This window comes from Marinobacter sp. F3R08 (genome assembly GCF_018860425.1).
GTDB lineage: Bacteria > Pseudomonadota > Gammaproteobacteria > Pseudomonadales > Oleiphilaceae > Marinobacter.
The window spans coordinates 1,110,141-1,132,154 of record NZ_JAHKPI010000014.1 but is presented as its reverse complement, the minus strand read 5'-3'; the positions used below and the strand labels follow the sequence as shown (position 1 = coordinate 1,132,154).

Sequence of the window (22,014 nt, the reverse complement as noted above, 5' to 3'; positions counted from 1 at the left end):
GCGTGCTTCAGGCCCAGCCCGCCGAATTTCTCCGGGGTGTAGCTGACAATCTGGTGCCGCAATTCCCGGAAATCTTCCCGGACCCGCTCACCGAACAGAGGATCATTTTCCACATCCCGCGCGTCAATGATCTGCTGCCAGTCTTCTTCGGTCAGGAGCTTGCGGGCCCTGGGAATCACCACGCCCTCTTCCTTGCGAATGTGCTTGCGCAGGGCTTCCGTGAAACGCGCCAGGGCATGACTGAATTCCTCGCGACCCTCTGGCCAGCGTTCCTCACACTCAGCCAGTAACTGACGTAATTCCAGAAGCTTGCCATGACCGATGACATAGCCTTTGGCCAGTTTCTCCAGCAAGGGCGCGGTTTCCGGGGATTTTTCACCTAGCCTTTTGTACAGTTCAATATCGGTCGGTGTGCTATGGACACGCTGGGAGAAATGCTGGATGTAATCGAAAATCGTCTTCAGCAGCCGTTCATCCGGCCGCTGGTCGTTAAGGTTCATGTCACTCAGCAGCTGATCCAGCAGATCCAGAATCCGCCACAGCGCCTGGTGTTCCTGAACAATAATCCGGACGGCCTGCTCACTGCGTGACTGGGCAGGCGCCATTTCAGTGTTTTGTTCGCTCATGTGAAATGTCTCCTGGCTCAGCCACCCAGATAGGCGGCGATAACATCCGGGTTCTGACGGATTTCCTCGGGGCTTCCTTCGGCCAGCACGCGGCCATAGTTAAGCACCAGCAGCCGGTCGGATATTCCCATTACCAGCTTCATGTCGTGCTCAACCAGCATCACGGTAGTGCCCTGATCGGCAATTTTCCGGATCAGATCCTCCAGGGCAGCGGTTTCAACCGCATTCAGACCGGCGGCCGGCTCATCCAGAAGAATAACCCTGGGCTCAGCCGCCAGTGCCCGGGCAATCTCCAGACGCTTGAGAGCGCCATAGGACATGGCCGATGCGTCTGTATCCAGGTATTCACCACAGCCCACATATTCCATCAGTTCCGCTGCACGCTTGCGAGCGGCGGCCTCGTTGCGGCGCAGAGACGGCAACCGGAACAATGTGGTAAACAGACTGCTCCTGAGCTGCAGGTGTCGGCCCAGCATCACATTCTCGATGGCCGTCATGTTCATGCAGATCTGCATCTGCTGGAACGTGCGGCACATGCCTCTCTCAGCCAACTCATTCGGCTCCAGTTTGGCGGTGCTCTCACCATTCAACAGGATCTCACCCTTGGTCGGCGTATAAAGCCCGGTAATCAGGTTGAACAGCGTGGTCTTGCCAGCGCCGTTGGGACCGATAACCGAATAGACCTGCCCGGCTTCCACGGAGAAACTGACACCTTCCACCGCATGCACGCCACCGAAGGCCTTATCCAGCCCTTTGACTTCAACCAGCGCGGTCATGCCTCACCTCCCGCTTTCCGGCGCATTCTTTTGGAAAAGAATATGGTCAGCGTAGGCAACAGTCCCTTGGGCATAAAAATCATGGTGAGCATCAGGATCAGACCGAACATGACATGCTCCAGCTCCTGGAAATCCGCCAGAACCTGGGGTAACAGCTTCAGCACCACAGCACCGAGAATCACACCAAAGGTGGACCCCATGCCGCCGAGCACGACCATGGTTATAAAGAGAATGGAAAACTCGAAACTTGCCACCGCGGGCGTGATAAAGCCCTGAAAATGGGCATAGAGACTACCCATCAGACTGGCATAGACGGCAGAAATCACGAACACCAGACTCTTGTATTTCGCAGTATTCACGCCAACCACACTGGCAGCCACTTCCGAGCCATGAACCGAGCGCAGCGCCCGGCCAATGGGTGATTCGATAAGGTTCAGAGCGAACCAGACCGCCACCAGCAACACCACGCTGGCAAAGATGTACCAGGCCTGGAAACCTTCAATATCGATACCGAACAGCGAATAGCTACCGAACGCGCTCAGCTCCCAGCCGAAGACCTCGAACGCTGGCACTGGCATGCCGTCCGGCCCACCGGTGAGTGCCCGCTCGTTGTTCAGGATAATGGCAATAATGAACCCCACGGCAAGGGTCGCCATGGAAAGATAGTGGCCTTTCAGGCGTAGAATCGGCCGGCCAACAATCCAGGCAATAAAGCCGACAACGATCGCTCCCACCACCAGCGCAGGAACCGACGGCCAGCCGTATGTTCCGGTTGCGATGCCGGTAAAATAGGCACCAAGGCCAAAAAAGCCGGCATGGCCCAGACTGATCTGGCCCGCAAAGCCCACCAGCAGATTCAGACCAACCACTGTGGCGGCGATGATCGCCATCTGGGTAACCAGCTCATAATGGAACGGGTTGCCCAGAAACACGGGCAGAATGAGGAGAATCAGTGCAAGGATCACCAATCCCCGCAGGCGCGACTGCATAAGATTATTCAGCATCAGACGCGCTCCACTACTTTGGCACCAAACAACCCGCGGGGCATGAAGAACAGCACCAGCAGAATCATGGAGAATGCCACCGCATCCTTGTAATCGGACGAGATGTAGCCGGCCGCCATGGCTTCAACAATGCCCAGAGACAACCCACCGACAACCGCACCAACTCCGCTGCCCAGGCCGCCAATGGCCGCTGCCACAAAGCCTTTAAGTCCGAGAATGATACCGATGTCGTAGGAGGTGAACGTGATGGGCGCCACCACAATACCGGCCACTGAACCCAGCAACGCAGACACCATAAACGCCAGCATGAGAACCATCTGGGTCCGGATACCGACAAGGCGTGCCGCTTCCTTGTTCATGGATGTTGCCAGAATCGCCTTACCAATTAACGTTTTGGTAAAGAACAGCACCAGGGCCACCACCAGGATCGCACCTACACCCAGAACCCACAGGCTCTGACTGTTCAGCACGGCACCAAATACCTCAATAGGCTGGTCTGTGCTGAAATTCTGCATCACATGGTATTCCTTGCCCCAAACCAGCTGGGCAATACCGCGAATAAAGATAGAAGCACCAATGGTGATGATGATCAGGGTAACAACATCCGCCTGTTTGGCAGGCGCAATGGCAAAACGCTGCAGGGCGATGCCGAGAATGCCAGCCAGAACGACGGCCAATACGACCGCAATGATCATGGGCACACCCATGGCGGTGAGGGAAACCGTGGCCATGCCTCCAATCATCAGAAACTCGCCCTGGGCAAAGTTGATGACGTGACTGGCGTTATAAATCAGGGTAAAGCCGAGGGCTATCAGTGCGTAGGTCGCACCAATAGTAATCCCGGTAAACAGGTACTGTAAGAATTCTGCGAGCATAGCGGTGTTCCCGGTCGAACATCGGCTGGCCCCCTACCCGGCGGTCGGGGCGTGGCCAGCCGCGAGACAGGTTAAAGGGGGGTCACTTGATCAGTTTCCATTCGCCATCCTGGACTTCCAGGATGCGGAAGGAATCCGGATCAAGACCGTTGTGGTCTTCCGGCGACATGTTGAACACACCGGTTACGCCCACGTAGCCATCGATGTTTTCCAGCGCCTCACGAACCGCTTCCGGATCCGTCGAGCCCGCTTCTTCAATGGCACGAACTGCCAGCATCAGGCCGTCGTAAGCGTAGGCTCCGAAAGTGGACACCTTGGAATCCCAACGCGCTTCGTATTCAGCCTTGTAGTTCTGAACCACTTCTTTCTGGGGATCGTCTTCCGGCAGGGAATCCGGCACCAGCAGCGGAGACGCAGGCAGACGAAGGCCTTCGGCAGAAGCGCCCGCCAGCTCAAGGAAGCTGTCAGATGCAACACCGTGAGACTGATAGAACGGCAGCTCCATACCCAGCTGAGCGTAGTTGCGGGTCACGATGGCCGGTCCCTGACCAAAACCGAAGTTCAGCACCGCTTCCACACCGCTTGTGTTACGGATATTAGTCAACTGCGCGGTCATGTCTGTATCAGATCCGCTGTAGGTGACATCGGCCACTACTTCCATGCCCATCTGCTCGGCCACTTCCAGGGTCTGGGTACGACCAGAGCTGCCGAAACCACCGGTACCGGAGATCAGGCCGAACCGGGTAATACCGCGCTCTTTCATGTCGGTCAGGATTCGCTCTGCCGCCATGCGGTCCGTTTGCGGCGTTTTGAAGACCCACTCTTTTACCGGCGTGGTAATGACCACGGCACCGGCCAGGGAGATTAATGGAACCTTCGCCTGCTGAATCAGTGGAACAGCCGCCATGGTAGCGCCGGTGGTACTGCCGCCGACGATGATATCAACCCGATCCGACCGGATCAGGCGGCTGGCGAAGTTTCGGGCAGAAGACGCATTGCCAACGTCGTCATAGTGGATAAGTTCGAGCTGACGACCAAGGACACCGCCTTCTTCATTGATTTTTTCAACGTACATCTCGAGCGTTTTCAGCTCGGGATCGCCAAGGAAGGAGGCCGGACCTGTCACGGACAGGAACGAGCCAATCTTGATAGGTTCAGCTGCCTGGGCGCTCATCATCATGAGACCGGCGGCAGCAACGACTGCGCACTTTCCTGCGCGGCGTATCACTGTTTTGAACATTGTTTTTATTCTCCCGAATTGTGCAAGGGCTTTAGTGTTTTTATTTCTTCTTCCTTGACTATGACCATCCCTGTGCTTCGCTATGGGTACGCATAATTCGATACCATTGACGAATATCAAATGAAGTTATTGTATCATAACGTTCGTGTCAACCGATTTAAGGGAGCCCAGCGACAGCTCCTTCAATAAAGCCGATACAAGTGCCATGCGCCAATAGGGCAAACCGGAACACAAACCTTTACCTGACACGTAAGAACCGCATAATACGGGGAACGTGTTTCATTGATTTTTATCTGCGAACCCAGGCCATGACTGCAAAAAGCCAGCTAGAACTGCTCGTCAAAAACTTCCAGAAGAAGCGCCCCCTGCGGGCCGGCTCCCTCATTATCACCATTTATGGTGATGCCATCGTGCCGCGCGGCGGCAATGTCTGGCTCGGCAGCCTGATGAAACTGGTCGAACCCATGGGCATCAGCCAGCGACTGGTTCGTACCTCTGTGTATCGACTGGTTCAGGAATCCTGGCTACAGACCGAAAAGGTTGGCCGTTGCAGCTATTACAGTCTTACCGGCCCTGGCCTGCGCCGGTTTGAGCAGGCTTTCCAGTATGTCTACAGCCTGGATACCGAAGAGTGGAACGGCAGTTGGTGCCTGGTATACCTGAACCAGTTGTCTCCGGAACTTCGACAGAAGGTTCGGGAAGAGCTGAAATGGCTCAGTTTCGGCAGTATGGCACCCGGCCTGATGGAGCATCCTAGGTTTACCAGCGCGGAACTGATTCCCATGCTGCAGGAATGGGGTGCCCTTGAAGACACCGTTGTGATGCAGACCGTTCCCATGGAGCAGAAAAGCCCGAAGGCACTCAGGCTGCAGGTGCGCGAAAGCTGGAACCTGGACGAACTGGGAGGCCGCTACCGCCGCTTCCTTAGCCAGTTCCGCCCTCTGTGGCGGGAGCTTCAGTCTGAGGACACCCTCAGTCCCGAGGAATGCCTCATTCTGCGAATCCTGCTGATTCACGAATACCGGAAAATTCTGCTTCGAGACCCGCTCCTGCCGGATGAGCTGTTACCAGGTGATTGGGAAGGACGTAGCGCTAAACAGCTGTGCCGCAACCTGTACCGGCAGATCTTCGCGCGGGCCGAACAATGGCTTGATGAAACCCTGGAAAACGCCTCTGGCCCACTACCCGGACCAGGAGAAAAGTTTTACCGGCGCTTTGGCGGATTGCGAGACATGTCCAGTCAGGGCGCACAACCGCTGGAACCAGCTGTCTGAACCGAAAAAACTGGTGTATTCTGAACAGATCAGATGCGACCCTGGTGCTTTATGAGCACAACAAAACAACGCCTGAAACCCGAATTTGAGTGGGTCGATCAGCACGGTGATGAATCGATCCGCTACCTTGACCATGGCTACCCCAGCCCCCTCGTTCGCTGGCATTACCATGAAGAATACGAACTGCACCTGATCACAGAAACATCAGGCAAGGTTTTCGTTGGCGACTACATTGGCAACTTCTCGCCCAACAGCCTGATCCTCGTTGGCCCCAATCTGCCCCACAACTGGATCAGCCAGCTCGACAAGGGAGAGCACATCGACTTGCGCGACCGCGTCGTCAACTTCTCTCACCAGTTTGTGAAAGGCTGTGAATCTTTCTTTCCTGAAGCCAGACAGCTGGCACCTTTCTGGGAGCGAGCACAATATGGCATCGAGTTCCTGAACGCCGACACCATTGCCCGGGCGGTGGAGTTGCTTGAAGACATTGCAAACTACGGGGGATTCAGGCGCCTGACCCGCTTCTGGATGCTGATTGAGATCCTGGCAAGCAGTGATAATTACCGGGTGCTCTCTTCATCAACCTACATACCCATTACCGACGAGAAAATTCTCCATCGGCTCAACCAGGCCGTCAATTACATATTTGAGTCTTATGACTCCAGCATCTCACTCGAAGAAGTTGCAGATCATGTAAACATGGGCCCGACCTATTTCTCGAAATTCTTCAAAAAGGCGACCGGCCAACGCTTTGTCGAGTTCGTTAACACTCTGCGCATAAACAAAGCCTGCGAACACCTCGCCCATACTGACGAGCCCGTTACCGAAATCTGCTTCTCGGTGGGGTTCAACAATATTGCCAATTTCAACCGGCGCTTTTTCCACCTGAAGAAGATGACCCCCTCGGACTATCGAAAAGCCTCCCTGGACGCCCTGTACCGGGGCTGACCAACGCCTCTCACCAATACTTTATCGCCCCGATTTATTTTCCTTTTCAATCAGACAGATGGCGGAGCAGCTCCTTGTTCGGAGGCGGCTCTGCAACAACGAACACAACCGGGCACTGTTTTTTGAATGGCAAAAAAGTACATAAATCCGGCGAAGTATGTATTTGTCCGCATGTTCCGCTCGGCGTGTAATAGGCTCATAGGACTAAACACCCGAATGGGTGGACCGACAACAATGTTGACGGGTTTCCAGATTTAGCCCGGATCGACCTACTCCAAAAATAAACAGAGGTTCGAACATGAGCAGCAACCTTCTTCTTCCTGCGCTGGTAACAGCGGGGATCCTGAGCGCATCCTCCTCCGCCCTGGCAGCCACCAAAGTCACGATCGGCACTGTGAACAACGGCGACATGATTCGCATGCAGAGCCTCTCCGATGCTTTCGAAGCCGAATATCCCCACATCGACCTGGACTGGGTTGTACTGGAGGAAAACGTCCTGCGCCAGCGCCTGACGACCGACATTGCCACCGGCGGTGGTCAGTTTGATGTCATGACCATCGGCATGTACGAAGCCCCGATCTGGGGGGAAAAGGGCTGGCTGACGGTGATGGATGATCTGCCGGCAGACTACGACAAGGAAGATATCTTCCCGTCTGTTCTCGGCGGCCTCTCCAAGAACGGCAAGCTCTACGCGCTGCCCTTCTATGCCGAAAGCTCCATGACTTACTATCGCAAGGATCTGTTCGAGGCAAACGGCCTGACCATGCCCGATCAGCCTACCTGGGATCAGATGAAATCGTTCGCCAAAACCCTCCACAAACCAGACGAAGGACAGTACGGGATTTGCCTGCGTGGTAAAGCCGGCTGGGGCGAGAACATGGCACTGATCACCACCATGGCCAATGCCTTCGGTGCCCGCTGGTTTGATGAGGAGTGGAAGCCCGAATTCAGTGGCCCGGAGTGGAAAAACGCCCTTACTTTCTACGTCGACCTGCTGGGCAACTATGGCCCGCCAGGTGCGTCATCCAATGGTTTCAATGAAAACCTGGCGCTGTTCAACTCCGGCAAATGCGGAATGTGGGTAGACGCCACCGTCGCCGGCGCCTTTGTCACTGACGAAGCCCAGAGCAAGGTTGCCGACAAGGTTGATTTCGCTCTGGCCCCCAGCCAGAAGACCGACAAGGGTGCAGGTTGGCTGTGGTCCTGGGCACTGGCCATCCCGGTCAGCTCGGATGCCAAGGAGGCCGCCAAAACGTTTATCACCTGGGCGACATCCAAAAGCTACAGTGCCCTGGTGGCAGAGACTACGGGTATCGCCACTATTCCTCCGGGCACCCGGGCGTCCACCTACGAGAACGCGGAGTATATCGCTGCGGCACCGTTTGCGACCAGAACCCTTGAATCAATGGACAAAGCCGACCCCAATGACGCCACACTGAAGCCAGCCCCCTATGTGGGCGTCCAGTTTGCTGCCATCCCGGAGTTTCAGGCCATCGCAACCCAGGTTGGCAAACTCTTCTCTGGCGCGCTCGCCGGTTCCATGTCGGCAGAACAGGCTCTGATGGGGGCCCAATCGATTACCACCCGAGAAATGACCCGAGCTCGCTACTACTCGAACTGACCCGGGCGCACTAAACCCAAACGACTGACGCCAGAGTCTCCCGTCAAACCGCCTGAGCGGTTCTGACGGGCAGCCCCGTCGTCAGGGCTCCTTTCAGGAGGCATCGGTATGGAAACAAAGACTTTGGATGCGGGCGCGATCCGCACGTCAAAAGATGCAGCGCCCACTACAGGGGGCGTCAGCAAGCAGAAAGCCCGGATGAGCCGACTGATGGTATCGCCGTCTGTGCTTTTGCTTCTGCTCTGGATGGTTGTCCCGCTGTCCATGACCATTTACTTCTCTCTGATCCGCTACAACCTTCTGTATCCGGGCGAGAACGAATTTGTCGGTCTTGAGAACTTTCATTTCTTCGTGACCGACCTCGGCTTCATGGCCGGGATGACCAACACCCTGCTGCTGGTTGGCTCGGTACTTCTGATCACCGTGGTATTCGGCGTTCTGATCTCACTGCTGGTCAATCTGGCGTTCTGGGGTCAGGGGATCGTGAGGGTTTTGCTGATTTCTCCGTTTTTCATTATGCCAACCGTCAATGCCCTGGTCTGGAAAAACCTGCTGCTGCACCCGGTATCGGGCGTCTTCGCCGCTATCTGGCAGTTTTTCGGTGCTCAACCCATCGACTGGTTTTCCGAGTTCCCGCTGTTCTCCATCATCATGATCGTATCCTGGCAGTGGCTCCCCTTCGCGATACTACTTTTGATGACGGCGCTTCAGTCACTGGACCAGGAGCAGCAGGAGGCTGCGCGCCTTGACGGTGCCGGTCCATGGGCCCTGTTCTGGCATCTGACGCTTCCCCACCTGGCCCGCCCGATTGCCGTAGTGGTGATGATCGAGACCATATTCCTGCTATCGCTGTTTGCGGAAATCTTCACCACAACCGGAGGTGGTCCTGGCTACGAAACCACCAACCTGGCCTACCTGATCTACAGCCAGGCGTTGCTCCAGTTCGATGTTGGCCTTGCGTCAGCCGGCGGACTGATTGCCGTCATCCTTGCCAATATCGCGGCCTTCTTCCTGGTTCGTGTCGTTGGCAAGAGCCTGACCGAAAAACAATAACGCCGGAGAAGACATCATGCTTACACTGAAACAGCGTCGAAGCCTGACAACGGCCCTGATGGGCATTCTGGCCTGGGGTGTCGCCCTTGCCATCTTCTTTCCGATTTTCTGGATGCTGTTGACCAGCTTCAAAACTGAAATCGACGCCTTCGCAACGCCACCCCAGTTATTCTTCACGCCCACGCTGGAGAATTACACGCTGGTCAACGAGCGCAGCGACTACTTCCACTTTGCCTGGAACTCGGTCGTTGTGTCTTTTGGCTCAACCATTATCGGGATGCTGCTGGCGGTGCCCGCCGCCTACTCCATGGCGTTTTTCGAGACCAAACGCACCAAGGCCACCCTGCTGTGGATGCTCTCGACCAAAATGCTGCCGCCAGTCGGCGTTCTGGTTCCGATCTACCTGCTGTTCAAAGACCTGCAGATGCTCGACACCCGTCTGGGGCTTACCATCATCTTCACCCTGATCAACCTGCCCATCATGATCTGGATGGCTTACACCTACTTCAAGGAAATCCCCAAGGAAGTACTGGAAGCCGCACGTATGGATGGCTCAACGCTATTTCAGGAGATCTGGCGGGTTCTGCTCCCCATGAGCAAGGGGGGACTGGCGTCCACCGTTCTGCTGTCGTTAATCCTGAGCTGGAACGAGGCGTTCTGGTCACTGAATCTCACCGCATCACAGGCGGCACCGCTCACCGCGCTGATTGCCTCCTACTCGAGTCCCGAAGGACTGTTCTGGGCCAAGTTGTCCGCAGTTTCAACCCTGGCTTGCGCGCCAATCCTGATCTTTGGCTGGATCAGCCAGAAACAGCTGGTTCGCGGTTTGTCCTTTGGCGCAGTGAAATAACGGAGTATTCCCATGGCTGATTTAACGATAAAAAATCTGAAGAAATCCTTTGGGGATCTGGAAATCCTCAAGGGCATCAATCTGAATATCAAGGATCACGAATTCGTGGTCTTCGTTGGTCCATCAGGCTGCGGCAAATCCACCCTGCTCCGCTCGATTGCCGGCCTTGAAGAGGTCACCAGTGGGCACATCTATCTGGACGACCGGGAAATCACCGAACTGGCGCCTGCCAAGCGGGATCTCGCGATGGTCTTTCAGAGCTACGCACTTTATCCCCACATGTCCGTACGCAAGAACATGTCGTTCGCGCTGGAGTTGGCCAAGGAAAGCAAAGAAACCATCAACTCCAAGGTGGCTGAAGCCGCCCGTATTCTCGAGCTGGAACCGTTGCTGGATCGGAAACCCAAGGAACTGTCCGGAGGTCAACGGCAGCGCGTTGCCATTGGCCGGTCCATCGTCCGTCAGCCCAAGGTGTTTCTGTTCGACGAACCACTCTCGAATCTCGACGCGGCACTTCGCGTGCAGATGCGGCTTGAACTGGCCCGCCTTCATCATGACCTGAAGGCCACCATGATCTACGTAACCCACGATCAGGTAGAGGCCATGACCCTCGCCAACAAGGTCGTGGTACTGAATCAGGGGCAGATCGAACAGGTTGGCTCACCCATGGAGCTCTATCACAGCCCGGCAAACCGGTTTGTTGCAGGCTTCCTTGGCATGCCGAAAATGAGTTTTCTGCCAGCCACAGTCGTTTCATCCGACCATCAGGGAACCCGGATCCAGCTTGCAGACGGAGCCACCCTTGCCCTTCCGGTCAACGGTGCAACCCTGCATAAAAACAGCCAGGTCACTCTGGGTGTCAGGCCTGAAAACATCCATGTCTCTGATCCGTCAGAAAGCGACTTCACCGGCCGCCTGGACATAGCGGAAAACCTCGGCAGCGACACCTACTGCTACGTCAAGACCAGCAGTAATGAAACGCTCACCGTCCGGACACCTGGAAACTTCACATGCAACTTTGGCCAGCAGATCGGCCTGAGCCTTGAACTTGACCAGTGCCATCTGTTCGACGACCAGGATCAGGCCCTGCCCAGACTGGAGCGGATCGCCGCATGACATGCCAAGAGCCAGCCCCGACGGGCGGGAAACAGGGTGAAGCTATGAAGTTGAACGAAACCACACTGCCCGATTTGCCGGCCGGCGTTTCACGCCCGCAGTACAATCGGGCCCATCTGAAGCACGGCATTGTCCACATCGGCGTTGGCGGCTTTCACCGCGCCCATCAGGCCATGTACACAGACCGATTGTTGCAACAGGGCGACAACGACGACTGGGCCATTTGTGGCGTCGGGCTGCGTGAGGCAGACCGTGCCATGCAGTCTGCCCTGGGCGAACAGGACGGTCTCTACACTCTGATAGAGCTGGGCTCGGATGGCACCAACAAACTGAGCGTGATCGGTGCCATCACTGATTACCTGTTTGCGCCCGACGACCCGGATCAGGTGATCGAAAAACTTGCCAGTCCCGACGTACGGATCGTTTCCCTCACCATTACCGAGGGCGGTTATAACGTTGACGACAACACCGGTCTGTTCAATCACCACCATCCGGATGTCGTACACGACCACGAGCATCCCCGACAACCACGCACCGTGTTCGGATTTCTCACCGAAGCCCTGGACCGTCGCCGGAACCGGGGACTGGCTCCGTTTACCATCATGTCCTGTGACAACCTTCCCCACAATGGTCTTGCGGCACGGAGCGCGCTGCTGGCGTTCGCCTACGCGCGCGATGCCGGGCTTGCCGACTGGATTGATCAGCACGTCACCTTCCCCTGCAGCATGGTGGATCGAATCACCCCAGGAACGACACCTGCACACACACAATGGCTGAAGCTCGCGCATGGCATTGAGGATCGCTGGCCTGTTATCTGTGAACCCTTCACCCAGTGGGTTCTTGAAGACAACTTCTGCAACGGGCGTCCTGACTGGGCTTCTGCCGGCGCACAGTTCACAGGCGACGTCGCCCCCTACGAACTCATGAAAATCCGGCTGCTGAATGCCAGCCATTCGGCCATGGCCTACCTGGGCTACCTTGCCGGCTATCGCTACACCCACGAAGTGATGCAGGACAACCGGTTTACCGGCTTTATCCGGGCCTTCATGGACGAGGATGTCACACCGATTCTGGGCGACATCCCCGGGGTCGATCTGGACAGATACAAAGCGACACTGATCGATCGATTCTCCAACCCCCAGGTCGGGGATCAGCTGGCCAGGTTGTGTCTTGACGGATCCAGCAAGATCCCCAAGTTCCTGGTACCGACCATTCGGGCACTTATCAGCGACTCCCGGCCGCTCGATCGGGTGGCTCTGGTCATCGCAAGCTGGGCGATCTACCTCAGGGGAAAAGACGAAGCGGGCCAGCAGCATGACATCATGGACCCCCTTGCAGTACAGCTGAGAACCGCCGTGCAGAACCGGGAAACCCTGATCCAGACGTTTCTTGGCAAGACGGATCTGTTCAGCCGGGACCTGATCAATTCCCAGGCCTTTTGTGAGGCCTTTGAATCCGCGGTCAGCAGACTTGAATCCGATGGCACACTGGCAACGCTGCAATCGTTGTCCGTGGCCTGAAGCCGCCAGCCAGGAAACAGAGAATGCAAAAGGTCATCGCCTTTGGAGAAGCCCTGATCGACATGCTCTCCAACAACGTTCGCAACCCATCCGATACGGATGACACGCCGGTCTCCGGCCAGGAAACGTTCACCAAGTTCCCTGGTGGAGCGCCTGCAAATGTCGCTGCTGCTGTCGGCAAGCTGGGTGGCCGCAGCTTTTTTGCAGGCAAGGTCGGATCCGACATGTTCGGAGACTTCCTCAAGGCATCATTGCAAGCCAATGGTGTCAACACCGACTACCTGTTGCAGACCCGCGAAGCCAAAACGGCACTGGCATTTGTATCGCTGGATGCTCATGGTGAGCGAAGCTTCGAGTTCTATCGGAACCCGTCTGCGGACATGCTGTTTCGTCCGGAGGAGTTTCAGGATGACTGGTTTCAGGAACCGGGCATCTTTCACTTCTGCTCCAATACACTCACCGAGCCTGGTATCCGGGCAACCACTCTGGCCGGTCTCGAGAAAGCCCGGAACGCCGGATTCGTCATCAGCTTTGACCTGAACCTCAGGACGAACCTCTGGCCCGAGGACGGTGACCCGTTCGGTGCGGTATGGTCCTGCATCAAGCGGGCCCATGTTGTAAAACTCAGTGCAGAGGAACTCGGGTTTCTGTGTCGCGACCAGGACGAAGACATCGTTCTGCAGACACTTCAGAACGCCGGGGCGGGCTTGATTGTCATTACCGATGGCGGCGCGCCAATGCGCTATTACGCAGGCAGACAGATCGGCATCATCCAGCCCGTTACGGTTGATATGGTGGACAGTACAGCAGCAGGTGATGCGTTTGTTGGCGGCCTGCTCTACCGTCTGGCCGACAACGATCTGTCACCAGCGCAGTTGGCGGGTTTGGGTGAGAACCCTGATGTTCTGGAGGATATTCTGAGGTTCGCCAGTGCCTGCGGCGCCCATGCGGTGACCCGCGCCGGCGCCTTTACGTCCCTGCCCAGTCAGGCCGATCTTGACGCCTTGCTCAGGGCTTCCCACCAGACCTTGCCAACTGGTCTCGGGTACTGAGACGGCCCTCTCGCCGGATCTGGGCATTGTCATACCGACGCCTCTGCTCAGCGGTCTCTGGCCGAACTTCCGGCACATCCACCGGCCTGTCATTTTCATCGAGAGCCACAAACGTAAAAAAAGCCGAGAGGATGTGCCGGGTATCTCCGGTGTAACTGTTCTCGGCTTCAACCCTGGCGCCAATTTCCATGGAAGACCCCCAGCTTCGATTGAGGGCCAGGCTGAACAGCAAGGTATCATTGCCCTTGGCAGGGGCCCTGAAGTGGATCGAATCGACAGCCGCCGTCACACATACGTGCGCGGAGTGCCGCTCTGCAACCACCAGAGCCAGCCGGTCGCACTTCGCCATGATCATGCCCCCGAACACCGTGTTGTGAGCATTCATGTCGTTCGGGAAAACTTTGTAGACGTGCTTCTCTATGGCAGAGGCAGACACCGGCCTGGAAGGTCTATCAGACATGGAACATCCTCTCAATCCGGCTTTGATGAAGCAATAACGTCCCTGACAACGCCTGCGCTGTGAAGGAACGCAGCCTGCTCCCTCTCGTTCAATTTCGGGTGCAGGACCCGCTCAATACCGTTGCTGCCAATAACGGCCGGAAGGCTCAGGCAAACATCGTCAACACCAAGAAAACCATCCACCTTGAGACTGACCGGAAGCGTATGTTTTGCGTCCGTGGCGATGCAATCGATGATCTCTGCCGCCGCCAGTGCTACGGCATAGTTGGTACACCCTTTGTGCTTGAGAACCTCGAAACCCGCGCGGGAGGCGCGTTCAAAGAGGGCGTAGCGACCCGGTGTGGGATCAAGCATTTCACCGCCAACATCCGCACAACTCATGGCCGGAAACTGGCTGTCACCATGCTCACCCAGAATGTACGCCCGGATATCTTCGGTATGGATGCGAAGCTCTTCCGCCAGCAACTGACGGAACCGGGACGAATCCACCAGGGTGCCGGTACCAATAACCTGATTCGGGCGGAAATCACCAAACGCCAGGGCATAATGCACCAGAACGTCCACCGGGTTCGACACCATGACAATTTTGCAGCCGGGCGACAGGCGAGCAAGCTCGGGCATCATGTCTTTCATCAACCTGACGTTGCCCTGTGCGAGCTCCAGGCGACTGCTCATATTTTTCGGCGTTGGGACCGATGCGCAGACCGCAATGACATCCGAGCCGGCGGTATCACCAATGGTTCCGGCAGTAACCTGCGCAGGCGTGTTCACAAACAGCTGACCATGCCGCAGATCAAGTACATCGCCCAGGACCGAGTCTTTGCTACGTCCAACCAGAACCAGTTCTTTAACAATGTTCTTCAGGGTCAGAACAAACGCAAGCGTTGAGCCTACGTTGCCCATGCCGATGACGGATACTTTCATGTTCTCTCCAGAGTTGCCTCACCAGCATCGCTGGCTTGAGCCTTTCGGGCCAGGTGCAGAACAAAAACACCCAGCGCCATGACAACCAGTGTAAGCCAGAGCCCGTTGGTGTAGTTACCTTCTACGTCGGCCAGATAGCCAACCACTGCCGGCGCCAGCATCTGCGCAATGCCGTAGCTGAAGGTCAGCCGGCTCATCGGTCGCGAGGGATTTTCAGGGAACACTCGCCCCACCATCGCCAGCATCATGCTGACAATGCCGATAAAGCTGGCACCATAAATCACGGAGCTGAGCATCACACTGGCCAGACTGGTATTCACGATCAGCATAAAGATACTGAGCGAGTTCAGCGTATACGCCAGATACAAGGCCAGCCACTGCCCCCAACGGCGGGAAAACACGTCCCACAACCAGCAGGCCGGGGTAGCCGCCAAACCGGCGATCAACCAGACCAGCCAGCCCTGGCCACGAAGCTCAGGCATGGATTCAGCAATGGCCACCAGGAAGGTGGCCGTTACCACGTACCCTACGCCCGCACAGAAATAGGCCAGTTGCAGTATCCAGATGAACCGGCTGCGCTCGTTTGCGCCATTGGCCTGCCCCGTTTGGGGCAATGCACAGGCCCGGTAGTCAGGCATCCAGCGCCACGCAGGCACCAGAAGGGCCAGGGCCACCAGTCCGTAGATCACCCATTGCTGATCCCAGGCGAAAGGCTCCTTGATCAGCTCGGCCAGCACAGCGGTAAGAACAATCCCGAGTCCGATGCCGGAAAAGAACACACCGAGCTCAGACTTCTGGTTGTTCTTGATCAGCCAGCTCATCAACAGACCGGCACCCAGCAGCATGCCTGCAGAGGTGCTCAGCCCTGAAACAAAGCGCAGTACGAACCACAACCACACATTGGTGGTATACCCCATGAGCACCGTTGATACCACGGCAACCACCAGGCCGAGCTGATAGAGCCGCACCTTGAGGCCGAGATCGCTGATCCGGGTAATAAGCACCGCACCGGTCAGGTAACCGGCATAGTTCACGGTTGCCAGCATGCCAACAACGGATTTGCTCAATCCGAGTGCCGCGACCATTTCCGGGATCATTGGCGTATAGGAGAACCGGGCAATCCCCACCATGACCACAACGGCGATCACGCTGGCCGCCAGGACCTTAACTGTTTCTATCGGCTTCACAGGGTGTCCTTACTTCAGAACGACTGCAGATCAGGCGCGACCCAGGAACTTTCGCTCCTCCACGTTAATGCGAATACGGTCTCCGGTCGAGATATGCTCAGGAACCTGCACCACCAACCCCGTGGCGAAGCGGGCGGGTTTGGTTCTGGCCGTCGCAGATCCGCCTTTGACAGACGGATCTGTTTCCTCAATCACCAGTTCAACCGTAGGCGGAAGTGCAAGTGAAACCGGCGAATCGTTCAACAGGATAACCATCACGCCCTGGGTGTCTTCAGAAATGAACAGCAGTTCTTCGGCAATGCCCTCCCGATTCAGGCTGTACTGGGTAAAATCTTCCGCATCCATGAACACATACTCATCGCCATCGGCGTAGGAAAAGGTGGCTTCCCGGCGCGTGAGGTCGGCCAGGTTGAGCATATCCGAATCCTTGAACGTCTCATCGAGCTTCTGGTTGGTCACCACATCGTACAGGCGCATCCGGTATAGACTGCCACCGGCGCGACCCTGGGGCACTGAACGCTCAATGTCTTTCACAAAATACACTCGCCCATCGTATTCAACGGCGGAGTTTTTTTTGATTTCACTGGCTCTGGGCATATCGTCTGTTTCCGTAAAAATTAGAGGTTTTGGGGCTGCTGATATACCACGACAGCGTCCCCGAATCGATAGTTGTTAGCGTAACAGGGCACGCACATCAGACAGAAAACGGTCTACCTGTTCATTGCTCGTAGCCCAGGAACACATCAGGCGGGCACTGCCGCCAATAAAATTGTAAAAGCGCCATCCCCGGGCCCGTAGTGCGGTCTGCACCGTCTCCGGCATTTCCACAAACACTCCGTTTGCCTGTCTCGGGTAGCGTAGCTGGACCCCCGGCATGCCTTCCAGCCCGCTCGCAAGTCGCTCGGCACAGGCATTGGCATGGCGGGCATTCTGCAACCAGACATCCCCCTCAAGAAGTCCACACCATGGCGCGGAAATATAACGCATTTTGGACGCCAGCTGGCCGGCCTGCTTGCAACGCCACTCGAAATCCTCTGCCAGGGCACGGTTGAAGAACACCACGGCCTCTCCGAGCGCCAGTCCGTTCTTGGTACCGGAGAAGCACAACACATCAACACCCGCCTTCCAGGTGATTTCAGACGGATGCACGCCCAGCGCAGCTGCGGCATTGGCGAACCGCGCACCATCCATATGGATGCTGAGTTTGTGACGATCAGCCACCGCCCGAATGGTTCTGAGTTCCTCGGGCGTATAGACCGTCCCCACTTCCGTGGCCTGGGTGACGCTGAGTACCTTGGGCTTGGGATAATGAATGTCGGTCCGCTTGGTCACCAGATGCTCGATGCTCTCAGGCGTTAACTTGCCGTTCTCACCCTGACCCAACAGCAGCTTGGCACCATTGGACGCATACTCCGGTCCGCCGCATTCATCGGTTTCGATATGGGCCAGTTCATGACAGATCACGCTGTGGAATGACTGCCCCATAGAAGCCAGGGCCAGGGAGTTGGCGGCCGTGCCATTGAAGACGAAGAAAACGTCACAGTCGGTATCGAACAGCTTCCTCAGACCATCCGCTGCCCGCTGCGTCCAGCTGTCTTCACCATAGGCCGGTTCATCCACCCGGTTAGCTTGCTCCATGGCTTTCCAGGCCTGGGGACAGATACCACTGTAGTTGTCACTGGCAAACTGTTCGGATTCGGACATCACCCACTCCTGATTTATCCAGAGGAAAGCCTTTCACGTTATACCAACCAACGGTCCTTGCCAACGGCAACATACTCTATAATCCCACCCCTGAAAGACACCGGAACAAGGACCCCTCCCGCCATGAGGCGCTTTAACATAGCCAGTATTCCCGGCAGGATCATCACCACCATCATCGCGGTTGCCTGCCTGGCCGGCAGCTACTACGCCATGACCACCGGTCTGCGCCAGCTCGCCGAGGCACGCCAGCTCGAACGGCTTCCGGAGACACCCGTAGGCGCCCTGACCACTGGCCCTTACGTGACTGCGGGTGAAATAACTGACCGACTCGCCACCGTGGCCACCCCCTACTCCGGAACCGAGGCAGTCTACTATCGTTATAAACTGGAGGAGGAGTACAGAGACTCCGATGGCGATCTCAGGACCCGCACTCTTGAGTCCGGAACCCGTGCAACCGACTTCCTGCTCAGCGACAAGACCGGCTCGGTGACCGTGGCCCCGGGTATCGAACCGGAAACCGTAGAATGGAACCTGGACCGCACTTACCGCCAGCAATCCGGACGCAAGATCTACTCGGAATGGGCACTCGTTCCGGGTGACAGTGCCAGGGTTATTGGCCAATATGACAGCGAGACGGCGACGATTACGTTTGCCGGCCTCGACACCTTCAGTCTGCCCGCCATGGTTTCCCGGAACACCCTTGACGTAGACAGCGGCGACCGTTTTTTCGGTGCAGCCATCCGCATATCCATCGCAACCGGTCTTCTGGCTCTGGGCATAGCGCTGGTGCTTCCACTGATCAGAGTCCACCGATTCTGGGTCTACGTTCTGGTAATGACCCTTGCGGTGTCCGGGACCCTCTCGGTGCTCGGCATCAGTAAACTCCGGCAGGAATGGTCTGCCATCGCGTCCCTTTACGAGGCCCGCTATCACCAGATCGACACATCCGGTTCGCGCACTCTGCTGGTGTTGGCCGATGTTGCGGCGCTACAGGAGCTGATCCGCCAAAGCACGAGCGGCTGGCTGGATCGCTGGATGTTCCGGAGCCTGGTCGAGAATCGCCTGCCGATCCCCGAACTGGATGAGCAGACCGCCAGCACGGCTGAAGCAATCGTGGCAAGCCAGCCCGAAGGACGATACCAGCACATCTGGATCAGTCGCGGGCTTGCAGCGGCCAGTATCATCGCCGCTCTGCTGCTGTTGTGGCTGTCGATCCGAACCGTCAAATTCAAGCGATTGATTGAAGCGGTTCCGACCAGCAGCACGCGTGGGCTGAGTTTCGGTCTCTCGGAACTCAAGGCCATGGTGGATGTGGGTGACAGGCATCCGCCTCTCAGAGATCCGTTGAAAAACGAGAAATGCGTGGCCTTTGACTATAAGGTCGAAGAAAAACGCGGCTCCGGGAAAGATGAGAAATGGCGGGTTATCGAGCATCAGGAAGAACGGGTCCCCTTCTGGCTGGAAGACAGTGACGGCCGGGTTCTGGTCCAGCCCGAGGGAGCGAAGATTGAATACCCCCGGTTCCATTCGGAGCGGCGCGGCGATCGACGCTATACGGTCCGGTTCCTGGACACCTTCGTGAATGTCTATTGCCTTGGCTTTGCCGGGCTTGATCGTGACCAGCCAGACCGCCTCACCATTCAGCAGGATACCACCTCCCCTTTCCTGATCAGTGGGAAAGAAGAACAGGAGATCGTGCTGGATCGTGGCGCCCGTGGCTTTGCCGGCATCGCGCTGACACTCGGCCTGTTCCTGTTTTCAACCACCGCGCTCTTTGCTGCCGACGGCGGCTTCAGCCCCGACAACCTCATCCTGTCAGCCCTTGCGGTACCTGTGGTACTGCTCATCTACACGGGAATACTTCACTACAACGACATTGTCTTCCTGAGAAACCGCGTCGACAGGGCCGCCGCCAATATCGACACCATTCTTCAGCAACGCCATGACCTGTGGCCCAGCCTGGAGAAAGTGGTGAAGGCGTCTCTGGCCCACGAAAAACAGTTGCTGAAAGCCATTGCCCAGTTACGCAGTACCAACCCGGCGGAGATGCACTCGGAGGGCCAAACAGACAAGCTGCTCCAGTTTGAAAAGAAGGTGACTAGTGCCCTCCAGGCCCGGATCGAAGGTTATCCGGACCTGAAGAACAACGAGGTAGTTCAGACGTTCATGTCGATGATGGCAGAGACAGAAAACTACCTGTCACTGCTCCGGAACAGCTTTACCGAGAGCGCCATGATCTACAACACGCGAATCCAGTCATTCCCGGACGTGATCCTGGCAAAGCTGTTTCGGTTTAGCGAAGCACCGCAGTTCCGGTCAGAATCCTGATCTAGCCGTTCAGACCAAGGTTCGCTGCATCCTGCTCAATGCAACGATCCAGCAAGGCCAGATATTCCGCCTTGGCCTTTACCTTGGTCTCCCGGTGCGCTCGCATATTCAGGGTTTTGAAATGCTGGGCCAGCCCGATAGCTCGTTCGATCAGCTTGTCCTGGGCAACCACTTCATCAAGGAACCCTGCTTCTACCGCGCCTTCCGGGCTGTAGATCTCAGCATTCACGACTGACCGGTAAAAGTGGGCTGGCACCAGTCGGTGGCGCGCCATTTCAATGCCAGCGTGGTGCATGGTCATGCCAATTGCCACTTCATTCAGACCGAGTTTGAACGGGCCCTCGATTCCAATCCGGTGGTCTACTGACAGCAGAATAAACGCACCTTTGGCAATCGCATGGCCACTGCAGGCACCGATCACTGGTAAGGGAAACGCCGCCAGACGTCGGGTAAAGCTGGAGCCGGTTTTTACCAGCATAGCGGCCTCCTTCGGCCCCTTTTGCATTTCTTTCAGATCGTAACCCGCAGAGAAAATGCCTGGCTGGCCCGTCAGGATAACAACGGCCTTGTCCTGTTCTGCGCGATCAAAGGCCGCGTTGAGCCCCTCGAAAACCTCGTGACTCAGGGCATTGGCCTTGCCGTTACTGATCGCAATTGTCGCAATACCGTCTTTCAAATCATAACTTACCAGCTCAGTCACCTGTTCTACCTCTCTACGGGATTTAAAGTGAGCGTTTGTTTACCTAGCCGGACCCGATTGTGGGTTAGCCGGGGCCGACTTTCAATATGAATTGCAGACTCCCGAAGCTCCGGGGCAAGAAATGAGTTACCCACAGATTCTGTGGATAACTTTGTGGGAACCGTTCGGATAGGTGTCGTCAGCCCTGTAAACACAGGGCATCAGCAATTGTGGCGCTTTAATGACCGACCGGCGTCGATTGCCATCGGATAGCAATGTCCCGCAAGTCCAGGGTTTACCTTAAAAAGCCGACATCACATCCTGAAGATCCTGCTTGAGCTCTTCAGGCTCAGTGATCCACACGGTTTTATCCAGTCCGGGGAACACCCCGACATCCAGACCATCTTTAGTCAGTCCAGGCACCCATTTCCGGAAAAAGTCGGGCAGGGAGATGCTCCGGGGCGTCAGCTCATCGGCCCCTTGCGCGTACTGCGCTGCAAACTCCGAGGACGGCCATACGGGAAGATACTCCACATCGCCATCGTCAGAAGCAATTTTCAGAAAACGACTGTCACTGTTAACCAGAATCCAGATGTCCCGCTCCTCGCCCACCTGGGTAAGGAAAAAGTCGTACCGTTCTTCACCGTCCATTTCGATTATCTGGTTAAGCTCATCACTGGTCATATCGGGTACGCCACTCCAACAGGTTTCTTTCGGGTATGTGTCGGAGCCTATCACGTATACCTGAAAAACTGACCACAAAACGACTGAAATCAAC

The 22,014-nt window shown here is 56.5% G+C and carries 20 protein-coding genes and 1 pseudogene; 9 read left to right on the top strand and 12 right to left on the bottom strand.

Annotated elements, in window-relative coordinates; all coding sequences use genetic code 11:
• Nucleotides 1–176: 176 nt before the first annotated feature.
• From KO499_RS19715 to KO499_RS08240, 5 genes and pseudogenes are all read right to left on the bottom strand, one after another.
• Nucleotides 177–605, bottom strand: a pseudogene (locus KO499_RS19715) (hemerythrin domain-containing protein); the annotation flags it as partial.
• 38 nt (nt 606–643) lie between these two features.
• Entirely contained in the window at nt 644–1,402 is a 759-nt protein-coding gene (locus KO499_RS08255) for an ABC transporter ATP-binding protein (protein ID WP_215983212.1), read from the bottom strand.
• Nucleotides 1,399–2,406 (bottom strand): branched-chain amino acid ABC transporter permease, encoded by a 1,008-nt coding sequence (locus KO499_RS08250; protein ID WP_215983211.1) that lies wholly within the window; start codon nt 2,404–2,406, stop codon nt 1,399–1,401. Before KO499_RS08250 ends, KO499_RS08255 begins: the two co-directional genes overlap by 4 nt.
• Complete coding sequence (locus KO499_RS08245) at nt 2,406–3,281, bottom strand: branched-chain amino acid ABC transporter permease (RefSeq protein WP_215983210.1); 876 nt, start codon at nt 3,279–3,281, stop codon at nt 2,406–2,408. The genes KO499_RS08250 and KO499_RS08245 overlap by 1 nt, the downstream gene beginning before the upstream one ends.
• A gap of 82 nt (nt 3,282–3,363) precedes the next feature.
• A complete protein-coding gene (locus tag KO499_RS08240; protein ID WP_215983209.1) occupies nt 3,364–4,521 on the bottom strand; it encodes an ABC transporter substrate-binding protein in 1,158 nt (385 codons plus the stop codon).
• Between the two features lie 308 nt (nt 4,522–4,829).
• Between KO499_RS08240 and paaX the strand changes: the two genes are divergently transcribed.
• The 8 genes from paaX to KO499_RS08200 all read left to right on the top strand — a co-directional run bounded on the left by paaX (nt 4,830) and on the right by KO499_RS08200 (nt 13,955).
• On the top strand, nt 4,830–5,795 hold the full coding sequence (gene paaX, locus KO499_RS08235; RefSeq protein WP_215983208.1) for a phenylacetic acid degradation operon negative regulatory protein PaaX: 966 nt from the start codon (nt 4,830–4,832) through the stop codon (nt 5,793–5,795).
• 51 nt (nt 5,796–5,846) lie between these two features.
• Nucleotides 5,847–6,743: an AraC family transcriptional regulator gene (locus KO499_RS08230; RefSeq protein WP_215983207.1), complete on the top strand. Its 897-nt coding sequence runs from the start codon at nt 5,847–5,849 to the stop codon at nt 6,741–6,743.
• A 298-nt stretch (nt 6,744–7,041) separates the two neighbouring features.
• Nucleotides 7,042–8,364 (top strand): ABC transporter substrate-binding protein, encoded by a 1,323-nt coding sequence (locus KO499_RS08225; protein ID WP_215983206.1) that lies wholly within the window; start codon nt 7,042–7,044, stop codon nt 8,362–8,364.
• 198 nt (nt 8,365–8,562) lie between these two features.
• Nucleotides 8,563–9,417, top strand: a complete 855-nt coding sequence (locus KO499_RS08220) for a carbohydrate ABC transporter permease (RefSeq protein WP_228339856.1) — start codon at nt 8,563–8,565, stop codon at nt 9,415–9,417.
• A gap of 16 nt (nt 9,418–9,433) precedes the next feature.
• The gene (locus KO499_RS08215) at nt 9,434–10,267 is read left to right on the top strand and encodes a carbohydrate ABC transporter permease (protein WP_215983204.1); all 834 of its coding nucleotides are present in this window, start codon (nt 9,434–9,436) and stop codon (nt 10,265–10,267) included.
• A gap of 12 nt (nt 10,268–10,279) precedes the next feature.
• A complete protein-coding gene (locus tag KO499_RS08210; RefSeq protein ID WP_215983203.1) occupies nt 10,280–11,383 on the top strand; it encodes an ABC transporter ATP-binding protein in 1,104 nt (367 codons plus the stop codon).
• Between the two features lie 44 nt (nt 11,384–11,427).
• Nucleotides 11,428–12,903, top strand: a complete 1,476-nt coding sequence (locus KO499_RS08205; RefSeq protein WP_215983202.1) for a mannitol dehydrogenase family protein — start codon at nt 11,428–11,430, stop codon at nt 12,901–12,903.
• A 23-nt stretch (nt 12,904–12,926) separates the two neighbouring features.
• On the top strand, nt 12,927–13,955 hold the full coding sequence (locus KO499_RS08200) for a carbohydrate kinase family protein (protein ID WP_215983201.1): 1,029 nt from the start codon (nt 12,927–12,929) through the stop codon (nt 13,953–13,955).
• Here the strand turns inward: KO499_RS08200 and KO499_RS08195 are convergent.
• The 5 genes from KO499_RS08195 to KO499_RS08175 form a co-directional block, all read right to left on the bottom strand.
• On the bottom strand, nt 13,912–14,415 hold the full coding sequence (locus KO499_RS08195) for an acyl-CoA thioesterase (protein ID WP_215983200.1): 504 nt from the start codon (nt 14,413–14,415) through the stop codon (nt 13,912–13,914). The genes KO499_RS08200 and KO499_RS08195 overlap by 44 nt on opposite strands.
• Before the next feature lie 11 nt (nt 14,416–14,426).
• The gene (locus KO499_RS08190) at nt 14,427–15,338 is read right to left on the bottom strand and encodes a malate dehydrogenase (RefSeq protein WP_215983199.1); all 912 of its coding nucleotides are present in this window, start codon (nt 15,336–15,338) and stop codon (nt 14,427–14,429) included.
• Nucleotides 15,335–16,525 (bottom strand): YbfB/YjiJ family MFS transporter, encoded by a 1,191-nt coding sequence (locus tag KO499_RS08185; RefSeq protein ID WP_215983198.1) that lies wholly within the window; start codon nt 16,523–16,525, stop codon nt 15,335–15,337. The genes KO499_RS08190 and KO499_RS08185 overlap by 4 nt, the downstream gene beginning before the upstream one ends.
• 30 nt (nt 16,526–16,555) lie before the next feature.
• A complete protein-coding gene (gene yeiP, locus KO499_RS08180; protein ID WP_215983197.1) occupies nt 16,556–17,122 on the bottom strand; it encodes an elongation factor P-like protein YeiP in 567 nt (188 codons plus the stop codon).
• 75 nt (nt 17,123–17,197) lie between these two features.
• Nucleotides 17,198–18,232 carry a low specificity L-threonine aldolase gene (locus KO499_RS08175; protein ID WP_323133328.1) on the bottom strand — a complete coding sequence of 345 codons (1,035 nt, stop codon included), beginning with the start codon at nt 18,230–18,232 and terminating at the stop codon, nt 17,198–17,200.
• Nucleotides 18,233–18,352: 120 nt separating this feature from the next.
• On the opposite strand from KO499_RS08175, the gene KO499_RS08170 reads away from it, so the two are divergent.
• Entirely contained in the window at nt 18,353–20,557 is a 2,205-nt protein-coding gene (locus KO499_RS08170; protein WP_215983195.1) for a LemA family protein, read from the top strand.
• 1 nt (nt 20,558) lies between these two features.
• On the opposite strand, the gene KO499_RS08165 is transcribed toward KO499_RS08170, so the two are convergent.
• Both KO499_RS08165 and KO499_RS08160 read right to left on the bottom strand, forming a co-directional pair.
• Complete coding sequence (locus tag KO499_RS08165; RefSeq protein WP_215983194.1) at nt 20,559–21,257, bottom strand: crotonase/enoyl-CoA hydratase family protein; 699 nt, start codon at nt 21,255–21,257, stop codon at nt 20,559–20,561.
• 279 nt (nt 21,258–21,536) lie between these two features.
• On the bottom strand, nt 21,537–21,920 hold the full coding sequence (locus KO499_RS08160; protein ID WP_215983193.1) for a DUF2750 domain-containing protein: 384 nt from the start codon (nt 21,918–21,920) through the stop codon (nt 21,537–21,539).
• Nucleotides 21,921–22,014: the final 94 nt, after the last annotated feature.

Coding starts and splice junctions, on each gene's coding strand:
- KO499_RS08190 (WP_215983199.1), bottom strand. CDS start 15,338: ATGAAAGTATCCGTCATCGGCATGGGCAACGTAGGCTCAACGCTTGCG.
- KO499_RS08170 (WP_215983195.1), top strand. CDS start 18,353: ATGAGGCGCTTTAACATAGCCAGTATTCCCGGCAGGATCATCACCACC.
- KO499_RS08240 (WP_215983209.1), bottom strand. CDS start 4,521: ATGTTCAAAACAGTGATACGCCGCGCAGGAAAGTGCGCAGTCGTTGCT.
- yeiP (WP_215983197.1), bottom strand. CDS start 17,122: ATGCCCAGAGCCAGTGAAATCAAAAAAAACTCCGCCGTTGAATACGAT.
- KO499_RS08220 (WP_228339856.1), top strand. CDS start 8,563: ATGAGCCGACTGATGGTATCGCCGTCTGTGCTTTTGCTTCTGCTCTGG.
- KO499_RS08245 (WP_215983210.1), bottom strand. CDS start 3,281: ATGCTCGCAGAATTCTTACAGTACCTGTTTACCGGGATTACTATTGGT.
- KO499_RS08210 (WP_215983203.1), top strand. CDS start 10,280: ATGGCTGATTTAACGATAAAAAATCTGAAGAAATCCTTTGGGGATCTG.
- paaX (WP_215983208.1), top strand. CDS start 4,830: ATGACTGCAAAAAGCCAGCTAGAACTGCTCGTCAAAAACTTCCAGAAG.
- KO499_RS08250 (WP_215983211.1), bottom strand. CDS start 2,406: ATGCTGAATAATCTTATGCAGTCGCGCCTGCGGGGATTGGTGATCCTT.
- KO499_RS08205 (WP_215983202.1), top strand. CDS start 11,428: ATGAAGTTGAACGAAACCACACTGCCCGATTTGCCGGCCGGCGTTTCA.
- KO499_RS08225 (WP_215983206.1), top strand. CDS start 7,042: ATGAGCAGCAACCTTCTTCTTCCTGCGCTGGTAACAGCGGGGATCCTG.
- KO499_RS08160 (WP_215983193.1), bottom strand. CDS start 21,920: ATGACCAGTGATGAGCTTAACCAGATAATCGAAATGGACGGTGAAGAA.
- KO499_RS08255 (WP_215983212.1), bottom strand. CDS start 1,402: ATGACCGCGCTGGTTGAAGTCAAAGGGCTGGATAAGGCCTTCGGTGGC.
- KO499_RS08195 (WP_215983200.1), bottom strand. CDS start 14,415: ATGTCTGATAGACCTTCCAGGCCGGTGTCTGCCTCTGCCATAGAGAAG.
- KO499_RS08200 (WP_215983201.1), top strand. CDS start 12,927: ATGCAAAAGGTCATCGCCTTTGGAGAAGCCCTGATCGACATGCTCTCC.
- KO499_RS08230 (WP_215983207.1), top strand. CDS start 5,847: ATGAGCACAACAAAACAACGCCTGAAACCCGAATTTGAGTGGGTCGAT.
- KO499_RS08215 (WP_215983204.1), top strand. CDS start 9,434: ATGCTTACACTGAAACAGCGTCGAAGCCTGACAACGGCCCTGATGGGC.